This window comes from Pseudomonas sp. B26(2017) (assembly GCF_002113045.1).
Taxonomy (GTDB): Bacteria; Pseudomonadota; Gammaproteobacteria; order Pseudomonadales; family Pseudomonadaceae; genus Aquipseudomonas.
Genome location: NZ_NEJJ01000010.1, coordinates 53152 through 71386 on the forward strand (window position 1 = coordinate 53152; position 18235 = coordinate 71386).

Here is an 18235-nt window from a genome sequence, read left to right on the forward strand (position 1 = left end):
GCCGAAGCCCGGGTGTTGTGGATGTCGCTTTTGTGGGTATAGATCAAGCCTTGCCAGTTCATGTCAAAGCGCCAGCTTTGAATTTATTGCAAGTTATGTAACCGTTCAGAGTGCCGCGGCACCGCGTAGGAAATCCCTGTTCAAGTCGGCATAGGAAACCCGTGGAACGCCCGCCAGCCGCTGCTCTAGCACAAGGCTCAGAGACTCTCCGGGTTGCAGATAGGCATCACCGAAGTCCGCCCCGAGCTGGTTTGGATGGGCGACTATTTCCAGCACACCGTCGGTCGGCGCGAGCGCGTTGCGCAGGTCCACCGGTGTGCAGACGTAATCCGCCGTAACCCCGGCCAGACCTTGCAACCGACGGTTGAGCAAACCCTTGAACACGCGTTTGGGCAGGCTGAGGTTTTGCCCCAGGTTGCGCGCCAGGCGCACCGGCACCCCTTGATGGGCGGCGAAGCGCGCGACGATCTCGCCGATCGGCCAGATGTTGTGCACGTGCTGATGTGAATCGAGGTGGCTGGGACGCACCCCGTGATCGACGCAGCGCTGCCACTGCGCCTGCAATTCTTCCTGCACCGCCTCGCGATCTTCCCGGCTCAGCCACAGGCTGTGGCGAGGCAGGTTGAGGTCGAACACGCCGTGGCTGTCGCAGAAAGTGCGACGTTCGAGAATCGCCCGGCTCAAGGGTCGGCCGTAGGTCAGATTGAAGTGCAGGCCGATCCGGCCTTCCAGCAGCGGCAGCCGGGCCAAGGCGCAGGCCGCTTCGAACGCCGGCATGTTGGCCATGGCGGTGGCGGAACTGATGACCCCGGCCTGGAACGCACCGAGAATCACCGCGTTTTCGTTCGGGCTCAGGCCGAAATCGTCAGCGTTGACTATGACTTGGCGAGGCATGTTCGCCCTCCTTGGTCGGGTTGATCACAGCTGTCGCAATGGCCGCCGCACGCTTCGCCCGCCATTGTTGCAACGCAGGCTTGAGCCGGTGCCAGACGCGCAGCCCCAGCCCGAGCAACAGACCGCTCGGGCGCCACGAATAGAAGCTCCAGCGCCAGTGTTCCAGTTGCCCGGTCATGCGTTCGTGCAGTTGATGGCTGGAGTTTTCCAGGCTGACCCGCGAGGCATCGATCCAGCGCCAATTGTCGTCCAGCCCCCAGCGTATCCATTCCTCCAGCAACACCCGGCCGCTGCCCAGATCGGCGTATTGCGGCAGGAAGGCGAGGTTGTAGTCGTAGAGCCGGCCCTGTTCGAACAGGCCGAGCCGATAGCTGATGCAACGTCCGTCCAACTCCAGCATCACCACGCGGACCCGATCCGAAGCGGCGAGGGCGGTGAAGGCGTTTTCCATGCAGCGGCGGCTGCGCTCGCTGGCAAAGATTCCGACGCCTTCGTCGCCTTTCCAACTGACCGCTTCGACTTCACTGATGGCCTGCAGCAACGGGCCCATGCTGGTCGCGTCAGGAATGATCCGCCGGACTTCGGCGCCGCACGCGGCAATCCGTTTGCGCGCCCGGCGCAGCTTATAGCGCGGGTCGCCCGAGACTTCCTGGCGATCGGCGTCGCTGATCAGGTGCACCGGCACCCGGCAGCTCAAGCGACGTTCGCCGGTGGAGCTGTGGGCCATCCATTCGGTGAGCAGGCTTTCGGCGCCGACCGGCTCGGCGATTTCGTTGAGTTGCAACAGGGCGTGGGGCACTCGCTGGCGAATCAGCCGCAAGGCCTGGCGCATGTCTTCGGCATTCAGCCGTGATAACAACGCCAGGCGATCGGCCAGCGGATAACCCAGGTGGTGCACCACCCGAAACGGCAAACCGAAAAACCGTTCATGGCTCGCCACCAGCGGCAGGCAAAAGCGCAATTCGTCCGCTTCCCAGCCCAGCAATACATGCAGCCGCTCGTGCGCGTCGAGCGCCTGCTCTGCCGCACGCAGCCAGTCGAGGCTGTTGAACGGCGTGTGATCCGTCACCCGCAGGCGCAGCGCTTCATGAGCCGCCGTCGGGAAGTCAGGTGCGCACAACGAGGTGCGCCATTCGAATCGCGCCATAGGCTCAGGTCGCCGTTGCTGTGACAGGTGGACGGGAAGGTTTGCGCAGCGCGTCCAGACGCGATCCGCTGTAGCGGGTTTCGCGATAGAAGCGCCAGCGACCGAACAACTCATACACATTCATGATCCGGCCCTGTTCGGTATAGCCCATGCGCAGGTGCAGCTTGAGCGCCGGAATGTTGTGGAACTCGCAGACGTCCACAACCTTGTCGCAGCCCTGGGCGGCCATGGCTTTCCACAGTTGCAGTTGCAGGTCCACCGACAGTTCGGTGCCCCAATACGAGCGGGCCAGTTCGCCGCCGAACTCGAAGAATTCACCGGGTTTCACCGGGAACAGGCAGCCGTAATAGTGGCGGTCGAAATAGTCCCGGGCGGTGCCCCAGATGAAGGCCACCGCATGGCCCTGATCGTCCAGATGCATGTGCCCGGTGTGATGTTCCCGGGCCAGTTCAGCCATGGTGCCGACGCGGTCGCCGAAGTGGCGGGCGAAGGCGCTGACGTTGTCCGGGGTGATTTTCACCACCCGCAGCGGCGGGTAGGGTTTGAGGCTGTGGGGCGGCACCGGACTGACCAGATCGCGCTCCATCCACAGCAGTTCCTGATGAGAAAAGACGTAGTGCTTCCACACCTTGGCCATGGTGGCCCGCAGGCCTTTGCGTTTGATGTGATCGCTGACTTTTTGCAGAACATTCATGGTCGTTGCTCCTGATGGCGAGTCATCGCGCGGCCAGAGGCCAGCGCGGCCGGACATCAACAGGGCGGTCATGAGGCGCTCCAGCTCAGGGCAAACAGGGTCTGCCCGGGCAGCTCGAAGCGCACGCGACCGTCCTGACAGCGAAAAGGTGCGTCGCGACTGCGGTTGTCGGCGCCGAAATAACGCAGCGCGCCGTTGTTCAACGGGCATTTGGCACCCGCCAGATCGACACGCTGCAAACGCGTGCCTTTGTTCACGCCGAGCAGTCCGCGCTGATCGTCGCTAGACATCGCCAGCACATCGACTTCGAACGCGTCGTTCTCCAGCCACAGCACGTTGTGCAGCCAGTGCTGCTGAATGAACTGCTGGGCCAGGCCCACCGGTTTCAATTCGAAGCGGTCATCGCCCAATACCCGCAACATGCCTTTGGGGTATTGCGGCTCATCGGCGGCCTGGAACCAGTTGAGCATGGTCAGCAAACCGTCCTGGGAGGCGTTGATCACCACCGAGGCCCACCACAGCGAGGTGAAATGGGTTTCCTGATCGTAGGGGCTCAGGCTTGAGCCGCTGGACAGATTGGTCTGGTCCAGCAACAAGGCCTTGCGCGGCTGACCCTTGGCGTCGAGGCCGACCAGATCCGCCGCCCGGCGCACGCTGTCGCGGTAGACGCGGGTGGCGAGCAGATCGCGAATCATCCACTCGTGCCAGGCCAGCGCATCGACCTGATCGGCGGACTCACTCAGCAGGCGCCGCGCCCAGTCGATGCCACGCTTGTTCGCCGCGTTGTCAGCGAACGGCCCGTTGACCAATCGCGAACTGGCCGGCATCGCAATACGCACACCGGCCTTGGCATTGGCCGGATCGCTGCGCACTTGCCGGGCCATGCTGGTGAAGATCGAACGGTATTGCTCGTAACTCGAATAATTCAGGTTGGGCTCGTCGGCGAACCCGATGTAGTGGGCGCCTTTACCGCCCAGCGCACGGGTGCCGGCGAGCCAGGCGTCGAGGCCGCTGTTGCTTTGCACGTCGGCGCGCAGATCGGCCTGACGTTGGCTGCCGGCGAGCAAGGTGATGTCCTGACGAATGCCGAAACGATCCTGATAGACCTGGCGAAACGCATCTTCGAAGTGCGGATTTTTCGCCGTCACGTCGACAAAACTGTAGTAACTGGCGGCTGTCGGTTTCAGCGCATCGAGCAGCGGATGACTGGCCGGCGGCGGCATCACGTAGGGCAGGGCGATGCCCAGATCCGGGGTGCGGCCGAGGACTTTGTCGTGCAGGGTCAGGCGCGTCTGGCCGTCGTCTTCGCGCAGCGGTTTGAGCTGTTGCGGGGTCTGTGCAAACAGATTGGCCGTGCCATCGAGCCAGAACGCCGCTTTGCCACTGCCTTGCAGACGCAGGCGCCAGACCTGTTCGCGTTCGCTGACCGGCAACGCCACCTGATCAAACTGCCAATAGGCGCGATAGGGTTTGAGTGCCAATGACAGCTGTTGTCCATCGCCGATTCGCTGCGCCTGCAGGCCGCTGACACCGCCGTGGAACTTGCCCGCCAATATCGCATGCTCACCCGCAGCGACCTTGAAATACAGTTCATCGCCGTTACGGGTTTGCGCACTGAAATGCACCTTGGCCGGGGCGAACAGCGCCACGGTGTTTTCGTCGTGTTCGACCCGGTATATGCGGAAGCTGTAGCCGGGGATTTCCAGCTGATAACTCGCGGCGCCCGGCGCCAATGGCCAGCTCTGACTGCCACGGGTTTCGCTGGCTTTTATGAAGCGGTCGCCCTGCAATTGGCCCCGGCCGTCGAGCAGGTAAATGTGCTCTTCGTTGGCCTGCGCCTGCCACGCCGGCGCCCAGCGCACGGTTACCGTATCGGGGCGATCGGCTTGCAGGTACAGGCTGCCGTCGCGAATGTCGCCCCAGCGCATCGACGCCGCGAAGGCGTCCAGCGACAGACCGAGACCGAGCAGCAGGGCCAGGCCTTTCATGCCGATTTCCGCTGTAAAAAGCGACGCTGCAACATCAGCCACATCGGCGTGAGGTCGTTGGGCAGAATGATCAGGGTTTGCCAGAACGCTACGCCGCTCAACCGGCAGTACAACACCAGCATCGCCACGGTCACCGCCAGATAGGCAATCGACGAAGCCGCCGCCGCGCCGACGATGCCGTAGGCCGGAATCAGCAAAAGATTCAGCGCAAGGTTGAGCAGCGCGCCGATCCCCATCATCAACGACACCGTGCCGGGGCGATTCTTGCCGATCAGGTCCAGGCGCAGGATGCTCGCGTAGCACAGGCCCAGCAGCCCCGGCAGCAACGCCAGCAGCGCCGGATACGCCGGTTGGTAGGCGACGCCGAACAGGGTGACGATCAGCCATTCGCCGATCACGGCCATGGTCAGGCAGGCGCCGAGCATCACCGTGGCGGTCAGGCGCAGGGCCAGCGGGGTGACCTTGTCCATGCCTTCGTCCTGTTGCAGCAGGCGTTTCATCAGCGGCGTGGTCACCGCTTCCGGGACGATCAGCAGCAACTCGGCGGCGGCGCTGGCCATCGCGTAATGCCCGAGGGCGGTGCTGCCGAGCAGGGCGCCGATGAACAGGTAATCGGAACGCAGGATCACCTGCTGGAACAGCAGATCGGGATGGCTGCGCGCACTGAAGCGCAGCAGTTCGTTCTGGCTGGCGCGGTCCCATTGCAACTGCAACGGCTGCGCGCGTTTGAGCCACAGCCAGCCGACCAGTACCACCAGACTGATGCCGGCCAGCCAACTGATCAGCGCCGCTTCAAGCGCCGCTTCTTTCCACATCCAGAACAGCGCGAGAAACAGCAGCAGCGGCGCCAACGATTCCACCAGGCGCAAGGCATTGAACGCGACCACCCCGCCGGACGCATTGTGCAAGGTCAGCAAGCCGCTTTTGAGTACGGTCAACGGCACCGCCAACAGCAACAGCCACGCCAGCAGACCGAGTTGCATGGTCACGTCCAGTTCACTGCCGAACTCGCGCACCAGCGCCACCACCAGCAAGGTCAACAAACCCGCGAGCAAGCAACCGAACACCAGCACCTGAGCCAGCAGCAACCCCATCGGCCGTTGCTTGGCCGCCTGATAACCGACCGCCGAATTAAGACCGCCGCTGGTGGCCGCGCTGATCAGATCGGGCAGGGTGCTGAGCAGGGCGAACAGGCCCCGTTCGCTGGGGCCGAGGATCCGCGCCAGCAGCACATTCCTCAGCAGACGCAGGCCGATCATCGCCAGTTTGGTGCCCATGCTCAGCGCCAGGTGCTTGAGGTAATTGCCTCGACTCATGGCCGCGCCCCGCGATAGATCCGCCACGACAGCAGTTCCGGATTGCGCGCGGTGCGCTGGCTGACGCCGAAGCGCGGCAGATTCAGCGGATCACTGTTGCCACGATAAATGCCGCTGCCGGTGCCGAGCGCGAACGGGTAATCGTGACTGGCAATCTGTTCGCGAACCCGTGCGTCGTTGTCACCGTTGGGGTAGCAATACACCGGCAATGGCCGGTTGCAGCCATTGAGCAGGGCATCGCGGCTGCGACTGATTTCTTCGCCCAGGCGCACATCGTCAAGGCCGGTGAGGATGGCGTGACTGGCGCCGTGGGGGCCGAAACGCACCAGGCCTGAAGCCTCCATCAAACGCACCTGATGCCAGTCCAGCGCCTGGGGTTGCGACTCTTGCGGGCACTGGTCGGTCAGGTGTTCGAGCATCATCGGGTCAAGTGCCTTAAGCCCTTGCAGGTAATGCAACAGAGTCAGACTGCGCCGATCCACGTCGATGTCGTCCAGCAGTACTGGCAACGGCTGGCCGATCGATCGCAGGCATTCGATCAGGTGCGTGCGGGCTTTTTCGCCATGGCTGCCCCACAGGGTTTCGCCGATGCTTTCCCACCAGAAACGCTGACGGCTGCCGATGAAATCGGTGGAGAGAAAAATGCTCGCCGGCACCTGATGTTTCTGCAGCAGCGCGAAGGCGTTGGCGGCGTTGTCGCGCCAGCCGTCGTCGAAGGTCAGCGCCACTTGCGGACGCTCGGTGCGCAAGGCGTTGGGCTGCAGGATCTCCATCAGCGGCACGCAATCGAAATGCCTGCGCAGCCACACCAGCAAATGTTCGAAGGCCTTGGGCCCGACGCACAGTTCGTTGCGGTGCGGCAGGTCGGCGGCGCGGTCGTTGGACAGCACCCGGTGCAACATCAGGATCACGCCGGCGCCGTGCAACTGGTTTCGTCCCACGGACGATTTGAGATAGAGCCAGCCGCTGGTGCGTTTAATCAGTTGTTTGATCGCCATGGCGCTGTCCCTCTCAACGGTTTTGGTCAGGGTTCCACTGGGCGTAACGCTGGCCGCGCAGGAACTGCCACAGGCCGATACTCATGCCCGCCAGTGTCACCAGCAGGAATGCCGCAAGGCGAAACGGTTTGGGCAAGCGGTGTTGCGAATCCAGCAGGCCGGCAATCGCGATGGCGTAGCCGACCAGTTGCGCGATCAGGCAGACGCGATAGAAACCGTGCTCTTCCCACAGCCATAAATTGCTCAGCAGCAGTGGCAGCAACAGGATCGGCGCCAGGCGGCGGATCAACTTGTGGCTGATCAACGCAATCGAATACAGCCCATGCTTGAACGGATTGAGCAGTTCACTGCGTTGCGCCAGGCTTTGCAGGCCACCGACGGTGACCCGCTGGCGACGGCGAAACTGCTTGTCGGCTTCATCAACGCCGTGGTCGATCACTTGCGCTTCGGGCACGTAGACGATGCGTTTGAATTTCACCGGCGCGCAGGTGCTGATGAAGAAATCGTCGTTGACCTCCGCCGGTACGTTCTCGAACAGTTCGCGGCGCAGGGCGAGCAGGGCGCCGTCGGCGGAGACCATGCAACCGGTGCGATTCTCGACCCGGCGCAACCAGCCCTCGTAATGCCGGTACAGGCTGTCACCGACGCTCAAGCCGCCACCGGTAACCGGGATCACCATGTGCCCGGCGCAAGCGCCGACTTGCGGATCGCTCAGGGGCGCCAGCAGGTAGCCGAGGGTTTCCCGCGACCATTGGTTGTCGGCGTCGGTGAACACCAGAATGTCGCCCGTGGCCAGCGCTGTACCGGCATTCAGCGTGGCAGCCTTGCCCTGGCGGGGCAGGTCGAGCACGGTGATTCGCGGGTCGACGACTTTGTGCGCGCAGGCCACCGTGTCGTCGGTGGATCCGTCGCTGGCCAGAATGATTTGCAGGGAGGCGGGCTGATAGTCCTGCGACAGCAGCGAGCGCAGCTTGTGTTCGATGTGCCGCGCCTCGTTGTGGGCGGCGATGACGATGCTGATGTTCAGCGGCGGTGCCGGGCTGTGGCGCCACGCCGGGAACAGCGGAGCGAGCAGCGTCAGCAGCAGTGGATAGCCGACATAGGCGTACACCGGCAGCAGCAGGCACATCCAGAAAATGAATTCAGCCACGGGCAGGCCTCCTGGCGTTCCAATGACACAGACTGAGAATGAACGCGGCGCCCGCCAGGTGCAGGCGCATCCAGTGCAGGCCCCACAGTTGCAGGGTGAAACCGAGGTCATGTTGCCGGTGGCTCTGGCGCACGCTGAGTAACAGCCCCGGAAGCAGCGTCAGCATCACCATGACCGCGGCGTGATGGGGGAAACCGTCGAGCAGGGCGGATATCGCCAGAAAATCGAGAATCCAGACCAGGATCGACAGCATCGGAAACCGCAGCAGGCGCAGGCTGAAACCGTGGGTACGGAGCAATTGCAGATGACTGCCCTGACGCCACAGTTCCTTGCCCATCCATTCGCGCCAGTTCATTTCATAGCCCCAGTGCAGCGCGACGTTTTCATTGATCGACAGCAGCCGCGCGCCGTGTTCGTGCAGGCGCAGGGTGAATTCCTTGTCTTCGCCGGTGCGCAGGTTTTCATTGAAACCGCCGACCTTGTCGAACCAGCGCCGGCGCAGCAGCAGGTTGGCACTGGGCAGCCAGTCGACGACATGGCTGGTGTGCGTGGTCGGGCGCAAGGTACGGCGCTGCCACGCGGTGGCGTACCACGGCGCGGCGGCGGGCGTGTGCAGATCGAGACCGAAGACGTCGGCCTGGCCGCTGGCTTCGATGTCGAACAACGGCCGCAGCCAGTCTTCCGGCATCTCGATATCGGCGTCGATGAACGCCAGCCATTCCCCGGTGGCAATGGCCGTGCCGCGATTGCGCAACGCGCCGATCAGCAGTCCCGGCATCACCAGCACCTGGGCGCCGAACTGCCGGGCGATCTGCGGGCCGTCGTCGCTGGAGCCGTTGTCGACCACGATCAGCTCGCATTCGACATCGGCGGCGTGGGCGGCTTTCTGCGCGGCCAGCAGGGTGCGACCAATGTGCCGCGCCTCGTTGAACATCGGGATGACGATACTGATCCGGCTCATGCTTTGGCCTCCGTCATCGGCGCCTGCTCGGCTTTCAGGCGCAGGACGCTGGTCAGCGCGAGCATGATCCACAGGTATTTCTGGTTCGGCGCGCTGAGGAACATCAGGAACAGCGTCAGCGACAGGAAACTCACTCCGAGGTGGGTCATCAGATCCGCCTGTTGCCAGTTGCGCCGCTGCATCCATTCCTTGCGTGCCCGCATCAGGTTGTACAGGCCCAGCGCGAGCATGCCGACGAACATCAGGCCGGCGGGAACCCCCAGTTCACTGAAGATTTCCAGGTAGGTGTTGTGCGCCCGGCGATACAGGTCGCCGATCTTGCGGTTGGCGGAAAATGCCTTGGCGTAGCCGGTGGTGGCGTAGTGCAGCGGAAAGGTGCCTGGGCCGGAACCGAGCAGCGGGTTCTCGCGAATCATCTGGCTGCCGACCACGATATAAGAGGCGCGGCGGCCGAGGGATTCGTCGTTGTGGCCCTTGGCCCCGGCGCTCAATACGCTGAGCGACTGGATGCGCGCGATGTAACCGGCAGGCATCGCATAGATCGCCAGCGGAATCACGATCGCCGCGCCGAGCATGGCAAAGCCCAGGTGACGGGGACGAATGCGCGTCAGTTGTGCGCGGTAGTGCCAGCAACCGATCACCAGACTCAAGGCCAGCACCACCAGCCCGGAGCGCGATTCGGTCTTGGTCATGCCGCCGAGCAGCAGCAGGCAGCAACCGCCCCAGAACAGCCGATGCAGCAAGTTCGGGCTGCGGATCACCAGCAGCAGCCCCAATGGAATGGCAAACGCGATCAGCAGGGCGAAGGCGTTGGGGTCTTCGAGCAGACCGGCGGCGCGGCCCTGATCCTGGAATTTGGTGGAGAACATGGCCATGGCGCAGGTCATGCTGACGGCCAGGGTCACCAGCCGGGCGAACAGGTCAAGATTCAGCTCGCGGCCGATCAGCAGGGTGATGACAAACAGGATCAGGCCGACGCTGATTTCCCGCAGGTGGCCGAGCGACATGCCCATGTCATCGGTGTCGAGCAGGCTCAGAAAGTACAGGGTCATGAAGGCGATCAGAAAGCGCCAGATATTGCTGCGCAGACGATCCGAGGGAATCTGGTGCATCGCCAGTTGCAGCATCAGGATCACCGCCAGCGAAGCGCCGATCAGTTTGCTGCCGGACAGTGAGCTGTCCTTGAAGAAACCCTCGAACGGTACCAGGGCGGCAATGCCGAGCAGGCCCCAGGTCGGTTTGCGGTACAACACCGCGAACCCCACCAGGCCGAGCACGGCGCCCGGCGCGAGATAGGGCCAGGGGCTGGCCAGCAGAGCGATGCAGACCAGGCCCAGCAGACTGACGATCGAGAGCGGGAAAATCATGCGCGTGCCTCCCGTGCCGTGCGGATGTACAGCTGCGACCAGCGTTCGGCCAGGGCCTTGAGGTCGTAGCGGTCCTGTTGCGTGCGTTTTGCGTTGTCGCGCAGTTGCCGTGCCAGGCCTGGCTCGGACAGCAACGTGTCGAGCTGGCGGGCGAGGGCGGCGCTATCGGTCGGGGCAGCGAGCAAACCGTTGTGGCGGTTCTCCAGCACGTCGGGAATTCCGCCGACGCCGAATGCCACCACCGGCACCCCGGCCTGCATCGCTTCCAGCAGAATCATCGGCGTGCCTTCGGTGCGCGAGCTGATGACCAGCGCATCGAGTTGCTGCCACCAATGCCGCATGTCGGTCTGATAACCCGGCAAGCGGATGCGCTGTTGCAACCCGGCGGCGTCGATTCGCGCCTGCAAGCCTTCGCGTTCCGGGCCGTCGCCGAGCATCACCGCATCGAGTTGCGGGTGTTGGTGAGACAGCGGAATCAGCGCGTCGAGAAACAGATCCGGGCCTTTTTCACTGCTCAGACGCCCGACGTAACCGGCGAGCCAGCGTTGCCGGGGCGCTTCGGAAAGCAGCGCGGCGGCTGCCGGCAGACCGTTGGGAATCACCTGCAACTTCTCCGCGCGCACGCTGGCCTGACGGTGCAACTGCGCGATGCTTTCGGCGACGCACACCACCCGATCCACCGACGCCGTGCGGCACAGTTGCAGGCTCAGCCAGGTGTAGAACTTTTGCTTGCGGCTGCGCGGGGTGAAGCCGTGTTGGGTGATCACCAGTGGCAGGCGCAACAGCGTGGCGCCGACCCAGCCGAACAACAGGCCTTTGAAATTGTGAGTGTTGATCAACGGACGTTCACCGCGCCGCTGACGCAAGTGCCGCAGCAGGGCAGCGAGCCCTGCGCAGCCTTGTGCATCGACGCCGGCTTCGCGAAAGCGCGCGATCAGTTCCGGCGGCGCATCGAGGAACAGCACCTGGTGCTGCCCCGGCGTCGCCAGGCAATGATCGAGCAACATCCGCTCGGCCCCGTAGAACCCGCCGCTGCTGAGCAAATGCACGATCGGCAGGGCGGCGTTCGGGGTGGCGGGCGTGTTCAATTGCGCACCCAGTGCACGAAGCTTGGCACGGTCCAGTTCTTGTGCGGATTACTCGGCTGCGCGTTCTGGTCGTTGATCACCAGCAGCACCGGCAGGCCCAGTTCGTGGCTGATTTGCGCCGGGTGTTTGAAGCGGTGGTCGAAGAACTCACGCACGTAGACCAGTGCAATCGCCAGCAACAGGCCGGTGAACAAACCGAACGGAATGATCAGCATCGGTTTGGGAAACGCTGCTTCGGTCGGCTCGAACGGTGGGCTCAACACCCGGGCGTTGGACAAGTCGTCGCTCAGCGAGCGGGTGGTGCTGCTTTCGGCAAAGCGCTGGGCGTAGGTCGAGAACGCGGCGTGCAGGGCATCGATTTCAGTGTCCATCTGCCGCAGCTTGCTCTGGGTCTGCTGCAACTCATGGATACGCGCCTTGAAGTCGGCGATGCGCGCGGTTTTCTGATCGATCACCTGCTGGACCACCGCCAGATCATTGGTGCGTTCCTGGATGCGGTTACTCACCACTTTGAGGAACTGCTGACGGGTGCGGGCAATCTGTTCGCGGGTCAGCAGCATCGGTTCGCTGCCGGGCTGGAACACCGCCAGATCGTTCATGTAGCGGCTGACCTGGGTGGTCAGTTGCTCGCCCATCTGTTTGATTTCCCGGTCCTCGAACGCCACGTTGTCGACGGTGGTGGTGAAGGTGTAGGGGAAGGTGTAGTCGTTGAGTTTGCTGTTGCTGGCGGCGGCCAGCGCGGTCTTCAGGTACTCGAGCCAGCGCTGGCTCTGCAGCAGGCGGTCGCGGTATAGGTTCAGCGCCTGCTCCTCGGTGTTGATCGCGTTGAGGCGGAAGGTGATTTCCTCCTTCGGATCCGACGCGCCGACACTTTCCAGCAGCGCCTGGCGATTGCCCTCTAGACCATCGAGACGCACCTGATACAGATGCTTCTTGGTCTCGTAGAAGGACTGCGGCAGATCGATCGATTGCAGCGCCTGACGGCTCACCAGATAGTTTTGCAGCAGGGCAGAAACGAAGTTCGTGCCCTGATGCGGATCGGGGAAGCTGTAGACGATCGAGATCACGTTGGAGCCGGGCAGGGTCTCGATTTTCAGGCTGTCGATGGCTTGCTGGGTCAGCGCATCGAGCGCGGTGTCGCGCACCGGATCGGTTTCAAGCCCGAGGGTGTTGCGCACCGGGTTGATCACGTACTGGCGCAGCGGCGAGCTGATGTAGCGCTTGAACGGTTCGCCCACCAATTTGCTGAACAGGCCCGGCGACGGGGTGTATTCGCCCTTGTCGCGCAGCTCGCTGATGGTCTGACGGATCAGCGCCGGCGAGCGCAGGATATTGCTCTCGGTTTCCATGTCCGCCAGCGACGGCGGGATGAAGGTGGCGTTGTCCACCGTCAGCGACGTGGTGGCGTCGCCCTGGGAGAGTTTTTTTGACTGCACGATCACCTGGGCGGTGATATCGAAGCTCTGTTTGAGCAGCAGCGGCAGCACCAGGGCGATCACTGCAAAGATCAGGAAGACGCGCTTCACCAGTTGCTTGTTGGCGAAGAAGATCCTGAAGAACTCATGCAGGTAGTTTTCCTTTGGATTCATGGTCGGTCACCTGAGAGTCAGTTGTTGTTGCTGTCTTTGTTGTCGACGCGGTAGCCGAAGCTGAAGCCCACGCCCTGGAACAGCACCACGTCGGCCAGTTGCCGGGCGAGTTCGCCGGCGCTGGCCAGTTTGGTTTTCGGCACGTACAGCATGTCGTCCGGTTGCAGGTAGGCGATTTGCGGCGCCTCGCCCGACAACGCTTTCTCGACGTCATAACGCACGGCCTGCACCTGATTGCCGTTGCGCCGCATGATCACCACCGAATCGAGCCGCGCCTTGACGTTGGTGCCGCGCGCCAGGGTCAGCGCCTCAAGCACCGACACTGGCCGGCGGATCGGGTAGGAGCCCGGCTGACCGACTTCGCCCAGCACGTAGATCTCGTTGCCGGCGGTGGACTTGAGCAGCACGTCCACGGTCATCCGGCCCGGCAGTTGCGCGTACTTCTTGTTGAGGAAGGTTTCGAGCTGGTTGACGGTCATGCCTTGCAGCGGCACCGCGCCGATTTCCGGGAAGCTCGCGTAGCCGTCGGTGCCGACGGTGATCTCGCGGCTCATGCCGGTGGCCGGGTGGTTGAGGGCGTTTTTCAGATTCTGCTCGTTGGTCAGCGGGCTGATGATCTGCACCGTCAACTGATTGCGGTTGGGTTGGAACAGCTGTTTGCGTTGGTAGGCGCGCTGGATTTCCTGGCGCGCTTCGTCGCTGGTCAGCCCGGCGATTTTCACCGAAGTGTTGGCGCCCGGCAGTTCGATGGTGCCGTCCGGCAGCACCAACTGGTTGCCGTTGAGCTGACTGGCGGCGGTGAAGTTCAGGCCGATCTGGTCACCCGACTGCACGCGGTAGGCGTCCGAGCCGCTGGTGCTGATGTGGAAGATCACGTCCAGGACGTCTTGCGGGCGCAGGGTCTGTTCGACCTTGGGCATGTCGGTCGCCTGGGCGTTGGCCGGGGTGGCGGTGAGAATATTCACCGGCATGTTCTGGGTTTCGGAAGTGCTTGAGCAACCTGCAAGCGGCAGCATCAGCAGAACTAGTATCTTGGCGTTCATGGCGTCATCCCTCGCGGTTGCTTACAGGTTTTTGTAAAGCCATTTGGGCATGTAGTACTTGCGCCGGTTGAACACGCTGCCGACCACTTTCGCCCCGGCCTGGGTCAACCGCTGCACCGCCGCTTGCGCGACTTCCCAGCGGGTGTCTTCGGCCCGTACCACGAACACCACGCCGTCGACCTGGGTGCTGATGACCAGCGTGTCGGCAGCCGAATACACCGCGTCGCCGTCGATCACCACAAAGCGGTACTGGCTGCCCAGTTGATCGAGCAACGGGCTCAGGCGCTCGGCGGTCAGGTGTTCCATGGTGCGGATCGGCCGGCCGTTGGGCAGCACGTGGAACGGCAGGCTCGACACCTGCACCACGCAGTCCTGCAACAGCGGCGGATTGTCCGGATTGAACAGCAGGTCGCGCAGGCCGCGCTCCTTGCTCAGGTTCAGTTGCTGGGTCAGGTTGCTCGCCGACTGGCTGGCGTCGACGTACAGCACCTGGCCGCTGCTCATTTGCGCCAGTTGACTGGCCAGTGCCAGCGCGCTGGTGGTGGTGCCGGCGCCGGGGTTGGCGGCGGTCAGGAACAGGATCCGCAGATCCAGGTCCAGCACGGTCGAAGTCAGGTTCGACTCGCTGGGGCTGGCAATGCTCAGGCTTTTGTTGGTTGAACCGTCCATTAGCTTGCTCCGTGGCCGCTGAATACTTTGAAGGGGGTTTTCAACAGAATCTTCAGATCAAGCAAAAGGCTCTGCTCGGCGATATAGCTGAGGTCCAACTCAACGCGCTGGTCGAAGTCGATGTTGCTGCGTCCGGAGATCTGCCACAGGCCGGTCATGCCGGGGTAGATCGCCAGACGAGCGAGGTGACTGTCCTTGTAGCGGTAGGCGTTGAACGAGGTCGGGCGAGGGCCGACCAGGCGCATGTCGCCGGTCACTACATTGATCAGGTTGGGCAATTCATCGAGGCTGGTACGCCGCAGGAAACCGCCGATCCCGGTGATGCGCGGGTCCTTGTCGATCTTGAAATCGATGGCGTCGGCACCGTGCTTGTTCAGATGGCGCAGCGACTCCTTGAGCTCTTCGGCGTTGGCGACCATGGTCCGGAACTTGTACATGCCGAACTTGCGGCCGCGGTAGCCGGTGCGTTTCTGCACGAACATCACCGGGCCTTTGCTGGTGAACTTGATGGCCAGCGCCAGACCGATCAGCAGCGGCGAAATCAGCAGCAGAATCATCAGTGCGCCGAGGCAGGCCACCACCCGGTTGGTGCGCGACAGTTGCCACGGCCGGCCACCTTCGCGACCGGTCACCCAGCCCTGGCCCTGACGATGGATCGCCGCGTCGAGGCGCATTCGCTGTTCCGGATCCATGCGTTTGTCACGCACCAGATGTTGGATCGGTACACCTTTTTCATGTCCAGTCATGGAGTCCTCCGCTGATGGTCAGCCGCGTGCGGCGCGTGGGCGATAGGCAGTGGGGTAGTAATCGCGGAACCAGGCGATGAACCGCCCCAGTCCCTCATCCAGCTCGATCCGGGGCTGAAACCCGGTGGCCTGGGCCAGATCGCCGGCCTCGGCGCAGGTGTTGAGCACGTCGCCCGGTTGCAGCGGCAGCAGCTCGACCACGGCTTTCTGGCCGAGGTGCTTTTCCAGCAGTGCGAGGTAGGTCTTCAGCTCGACCGGGTGCTGGCCGCCGATGTTGAACAGGCGCCACGGGGCCATGCTGCTGGCCGGGTCGGGCTGTTCGCGGTTCCACTCGGGATTGGCCCGGGGCGCGCGCTCGATCAGGCGTGCGATGCTTTCGATGATGTCGTCGATGTAGGTGAAATCACGCTGATGCTCGCCGTAGTTGAACAGCTTCAGCGGCGAGCCTTCACTGATTGCCCTGGCGAACTGGATCGGCGACATGTCCGGCCGGCCCCAGGGCCCGTACACCGTGAAAAACCGCAGCCCGGTGCAGGCGATGCCGAACAGATGGCTGTAACTGTGGGCCATCAATTCATTGGCTTTCTTGGTCGCGGCGTACAGCGACAGCGGGTGATTGACGCCGTCCTGTACCGAGTAAGGCGTGTGCTGATTGGCGCCGTATACCGAACTGGACGAGGCGTAGATCAGGTGCTCGACCGGGTGCCGGCGGCAGCACTCCAGGATGTTCAGGAAACCGTCGAGGTTGCTGTCCAGATAGGCCCGTGGATTTTCCAGCGAATAACGCACCCCGGCCTGCGCCGCGAGGTGGACCACGACTTGCGGCCGTTCGCTTGCGAACAACGCTTGCAGAGCCGACGCGTCCGCCAGATCGATCATGGCGAGCTGAAAGTCGCCGATCTGCTCGCGCACCCAATCCACCCGATCGTGCTTGAGCTGCGGATCGTAGTAGCCGTTGAAGTTGTCCAGGCCGATCACCTGATGCCCGTCGCGCACCAGCCGCAGCACGCAATGAGCACCAATGAACCCGGCCGCACCGGTGACGAGGATTTTCATGGCCGCAACCCGTCAGGCGCGATGTGGCGCAGACCGATGCCGCTGTAGTGCAGGCCGGCGGCTGCGACTTGTTCCGGGTTGTAGAGGTTGCGCCCATCGATGATGACTTTCGAGCGCAGCTTGCTGGCCAGCAGCTCGAAATCCACCACGCGGAAATTCTTCCACTCGGTGCAGATCACCAGTGCGTCGGCGTCTTCCAGGGTGTCGTCGCGGGTGGCGCACAGGTGCAGGTCATTGCGGTAACCGTAAATGCGCCGGCATTCGGACATTGCTTCCGGATCGTAGGCCTGCACGCTGGCGCCTTCGGCCCACAGCGCATCCATCAGATAACGGCTGGGGGCTTCGCGCATGTCATCGGTGTTCGGCTTGAACGCCAAACCCCAGATCGCGATTGACTTGCCGGCCAGGCCTTGAGGGAATTGCGCCTTGAGCTTGCTGAACAGTATGTGCCGCTGGCTGTCGTTGACGTCGGTGACGCTGCGCAGCAGTTTGAGCGGCATGCCGTTGTGTTCGGCGGTGTGAAGCAGGGCGCGCAGGTCCTTGGGAAAGCACGAACCGCCAAAACCGCAGCCGGGGTAGATGAAGTGATAGCCGATGCGCGGGTCGGAACCGATGCCCTTGCGCACCGCTTCGATATCGGCGCCGAGCAGTTCGGTGAGGTTGGCCAGCTCGTTCATGAAGCTGATGCGGGTGGCGAGCATCGCGTTGGCCGCGTACTTGGTCAGCTCGGCGCTGCGGTTGTCCATGAACATCAGTTTTTCGTGGTTACGGCAGAACGGCGCGTACAGCTCGCTCATTTGCTCGCGGGCCAGGTCGTCGCGGGTGCCGACAATGATCCGGTCCGGACGCATGCAGTCGGCGAGGGCGCTGCCTTCCTTGAGAAATTCGGGGTTGGACACCACTCGCACCGCCAGAGCGCTTTTGCCGCGCCGTTGCAGTTCTTCTTCAGCGGTGTGCAGCACCTGATCCGCCGTGCCGACCGGCACCGTGGATTTGATGATCAGCGTGCGATCGTCCTCCATGAAGCTTGCGATCTGCCGTGCCACGTTGAGCACGTGGCTGAGGTCGGCGGAACCGTCTTCGTCGGCTGGCGTGCCCACGGCGATGAAGATCAGTCCGGCATGTTCTACCGCATCGCTGGCCTGGGTGCTGAATAACAAACGCCCGGCCTTGATGTTTTCTTCCAAAGTTGCCGAGAGACCCGGTTCGCTAATAGGCGGTACTGCCTGTTGCAGTTGTTTAATTTTGTTCGGGTCAATATCGACGCACAATACGCGATGTCCGACATCGGCAAGTGCGGCTGCTTGTATCAGGCCAACATAGCCCGTACCAAATACGCTCACGTCCATATTGGCGTGCCTCGTAAGACGGTGATGGAAGATCGAAATTGAACTGTCAAAAGGGGTATAGCGCAGCGTGGGAAAAGCGTGTCAGCAAAATGACATGTTGCAGGTGTATAACACCCCCAATTTTGGGGGCGAATGGCCATCAAGTGCTTGCTGTAGATGGATTTGTCCCGTCCTTGACAT

At 62.8% G+C, this 18235-nt stretch carries 16 protein-coding genes; all 16 read right to left on the bottom strand.

What is annotated here, in order from left to right; translation table 11 throughout:
• Positions 1 to 105: 105 nt before the first annotated feature.
• Positions 106 to 894 (bottom strand): ChbG/HpnK family deacetylase, encoded by a 789-nt coding sequence (locus CAF79_RS16160; RefSeq protein WP_085698609.1) that lies wholly within the window; start codon positions 892 to 894, stop codon positions 106 to 108.
• Positions 866 to 2041 (bottom strand): GNAT family N-acetyltransferase, encoded by a 1176-nt coding sequence (locus CAF79_RS16165; protein ID WP_085698610.1) that lies wholly within the window; start codon positions 2039 to 2041, stop codon positions 866 to 868. Before CAF79_RS16165 ends, CAF79_RS16160 begins: the two co-directional genes overlap by 29 nt.
• A gap of 4 nt (positions 2042 to 2045) precedes the next feature.
• The gene (locus CAF79_RS16170; protein WP_085698906.1) at positions 2046 to 2735 is read right to left on the bottom strand and encodes a GNAT family N-acetyltransferase; all 690 of its coding nucleotides are present in this window, start codon (positions 2733 to 2735) and stop codon (positions 2046 to 2048) included.
• A gap of 68 nt (positions 2736 to 2803) precedes the next feature.
• Positions 2804 to 4723 (bottom strand): hypothetical protein, encoded by a 1920-nt coding sequence (locus CAF79_RS16175; RefSeq protein WP_085698611.1) that lies wholly within the window; start codon positions 4721 to 4723, stop codon positions 2804 to 2806.
• Positions 4720 to 6039, bottom strand: coding sequence for a lipopolysaccharide biosynthesis protein (locus tag CAF79_RS16180; RefSeq protein WP_085698612.1), 1320 nt, complete (start codon positions 6037 to 6039; stop codon positions 4720 to 4722). The genes CAF79_RS16175 and CAF79_RS16180 overlap by 4 nt, the downstream gene beginning before the upstream one ends.
• Positions 6036 to 7037, bottom strand: a complete 1002-nt coding sequence (locus CAF79_RS16185; RefSeq protein WP_085698613.1) for a polysaccharide deacetylase family protein — start codon at positions 7035 to 7037, stop codon at positions 6036 to 6038. Before CAF79_RS16185 ends, CAF79_RS16180 begins: the two co-directional genes overlap by 4 nt.
• A gap of 13 nt (positions 7038 to 7050) precedes the next feature.
• The gene (locus tag CAF79_RS16190; RefSeq protein WP_085698614.1) at positions 7051 to 8187 is read right to left on the bottom strand and encodes a glycosyltransferase; all 1137 of its coding nucleotides are present in this window, start codon (positions 8185 to 8187) and stop codon (positions 7051 to 7053) included.
• Complete coding sequence (locus CAF79_RS16195) at positions 8180 to 9148, bottom strand: glycosyltransferase (RefSeq protein WP_085698615.1); 969 nt, start codon at positions 9146 to 9148, stop codon at positions 8180 to 8182. The genes CAF79_RS16190 and CAF79_RS16195 overlap by 8 nt, the downstream gene beginning before the upstream one ends.
• A complete protein-coding gene (locus CAF79_RS16200) occupies positions 9145 to 10515 on the bottom strand; it encodes an O-antigen ligase (RefSeq protein WP_085698616.1) in 1371 nt (456 codons plus the stop codon). Before CAF79_RS16200 ends, CAF79_RS16195 begins: the two co-directional genes overlap by 4 nt.
• Complete coding sequence (locus CAF79_RS16205) at positions 10512 to 11603, bottom strand: glycosyltransferase family 4 protein (RefSeq protein ID WP_085698617.1); 1092 nt, start codon at positions 11601 to 11603, stop codon at positions 10512 to 10514. Before CAF79_RS16205 ends, CAF79_RS16200 begins: the two co-directional genes overlap by 4 nt.
• Positions 11600 to 13192, bottom strand: a complete 1593-nt coding sequence (locus CAF79_RS16210; RefSeq protein WP_085698618.1) for a Wzz/FepE/Etk N-terminal domain-containing protein — start codon at positions 13190 to 13192, stop codon at positions 11600 to 11602. The genes CAF79_RS16205 and CAF79_RS16210 overlap by 4 nt, the downstream gene beginning before the upstream one ends.
• A gap of 17 nt (positions 13193 to 13209) precedes the next feature.
• Positions 13210 to 14235 carry a polysaccharide biosynthesis/export family protein gene (locus CAF79_RS16215; protein WP_085698619.1) on the bottom strand — a complete coding sequence of 342 codons (1026 nt, stop codon included), beginning with the start codon at positions 14233 to 14235 and terminating at the stop codon, positions 13210 to 13212.
• Positions 14236 to 14256: 21 nt separating this feature from the next.
• Entirely contained in the window at positions 14257 to 14904 is a 648-nt protein-coding gene (locus CAF79_RS16220) for a CpsD/CapB family tyrosine-protein kinase (RefSeq protein WP_085698620.1), read from the bottom strand.
• Positions 14904 to 15650, bottom strand: a complete 747-nt coding sequence (locus CAF79_RS16225; RefSeq protein WP_085698621.1) for a sugar transferase — start codon at positions 15648 to 15650, stop codon at positions 14904 to 14906. The genes CAF79_RS16220 and CAF79_RS16225 overlap by 1 nt, the downstream gene beginning before the upstream one ends.
• An 18-nt stretch (positions 15651 to 15668) precedes the next feature.
• Entirely contained in the window at positions 15669 to 16706 is a 1038-nt protein-coding gene (locus CAF79_RS16230) for an NAD-dependent epimerase (protein ID WP_085698622.1), read from the bottom strand.
• The gene (locus tag CAF79_RS16235; protein ID WP_085698623.1) at positions 16703 to 18055 is read right to left on the bottom strand and encodes a UDP-glucose/GDP-mannose dehydrogenase family protein; all 1353 of its coding nucleotides are present in this window, start codon (positions 18053 to 18055) and stop codon (positions 16703 to 16705) included. The genes CAF79_RS16230 and CAF79_RS16235 overlap by 4 nt, the downstream gene beginning before the upstream one ends.
• Positions 18056 to 18235 lie beyond the last annotated feature (180 nt).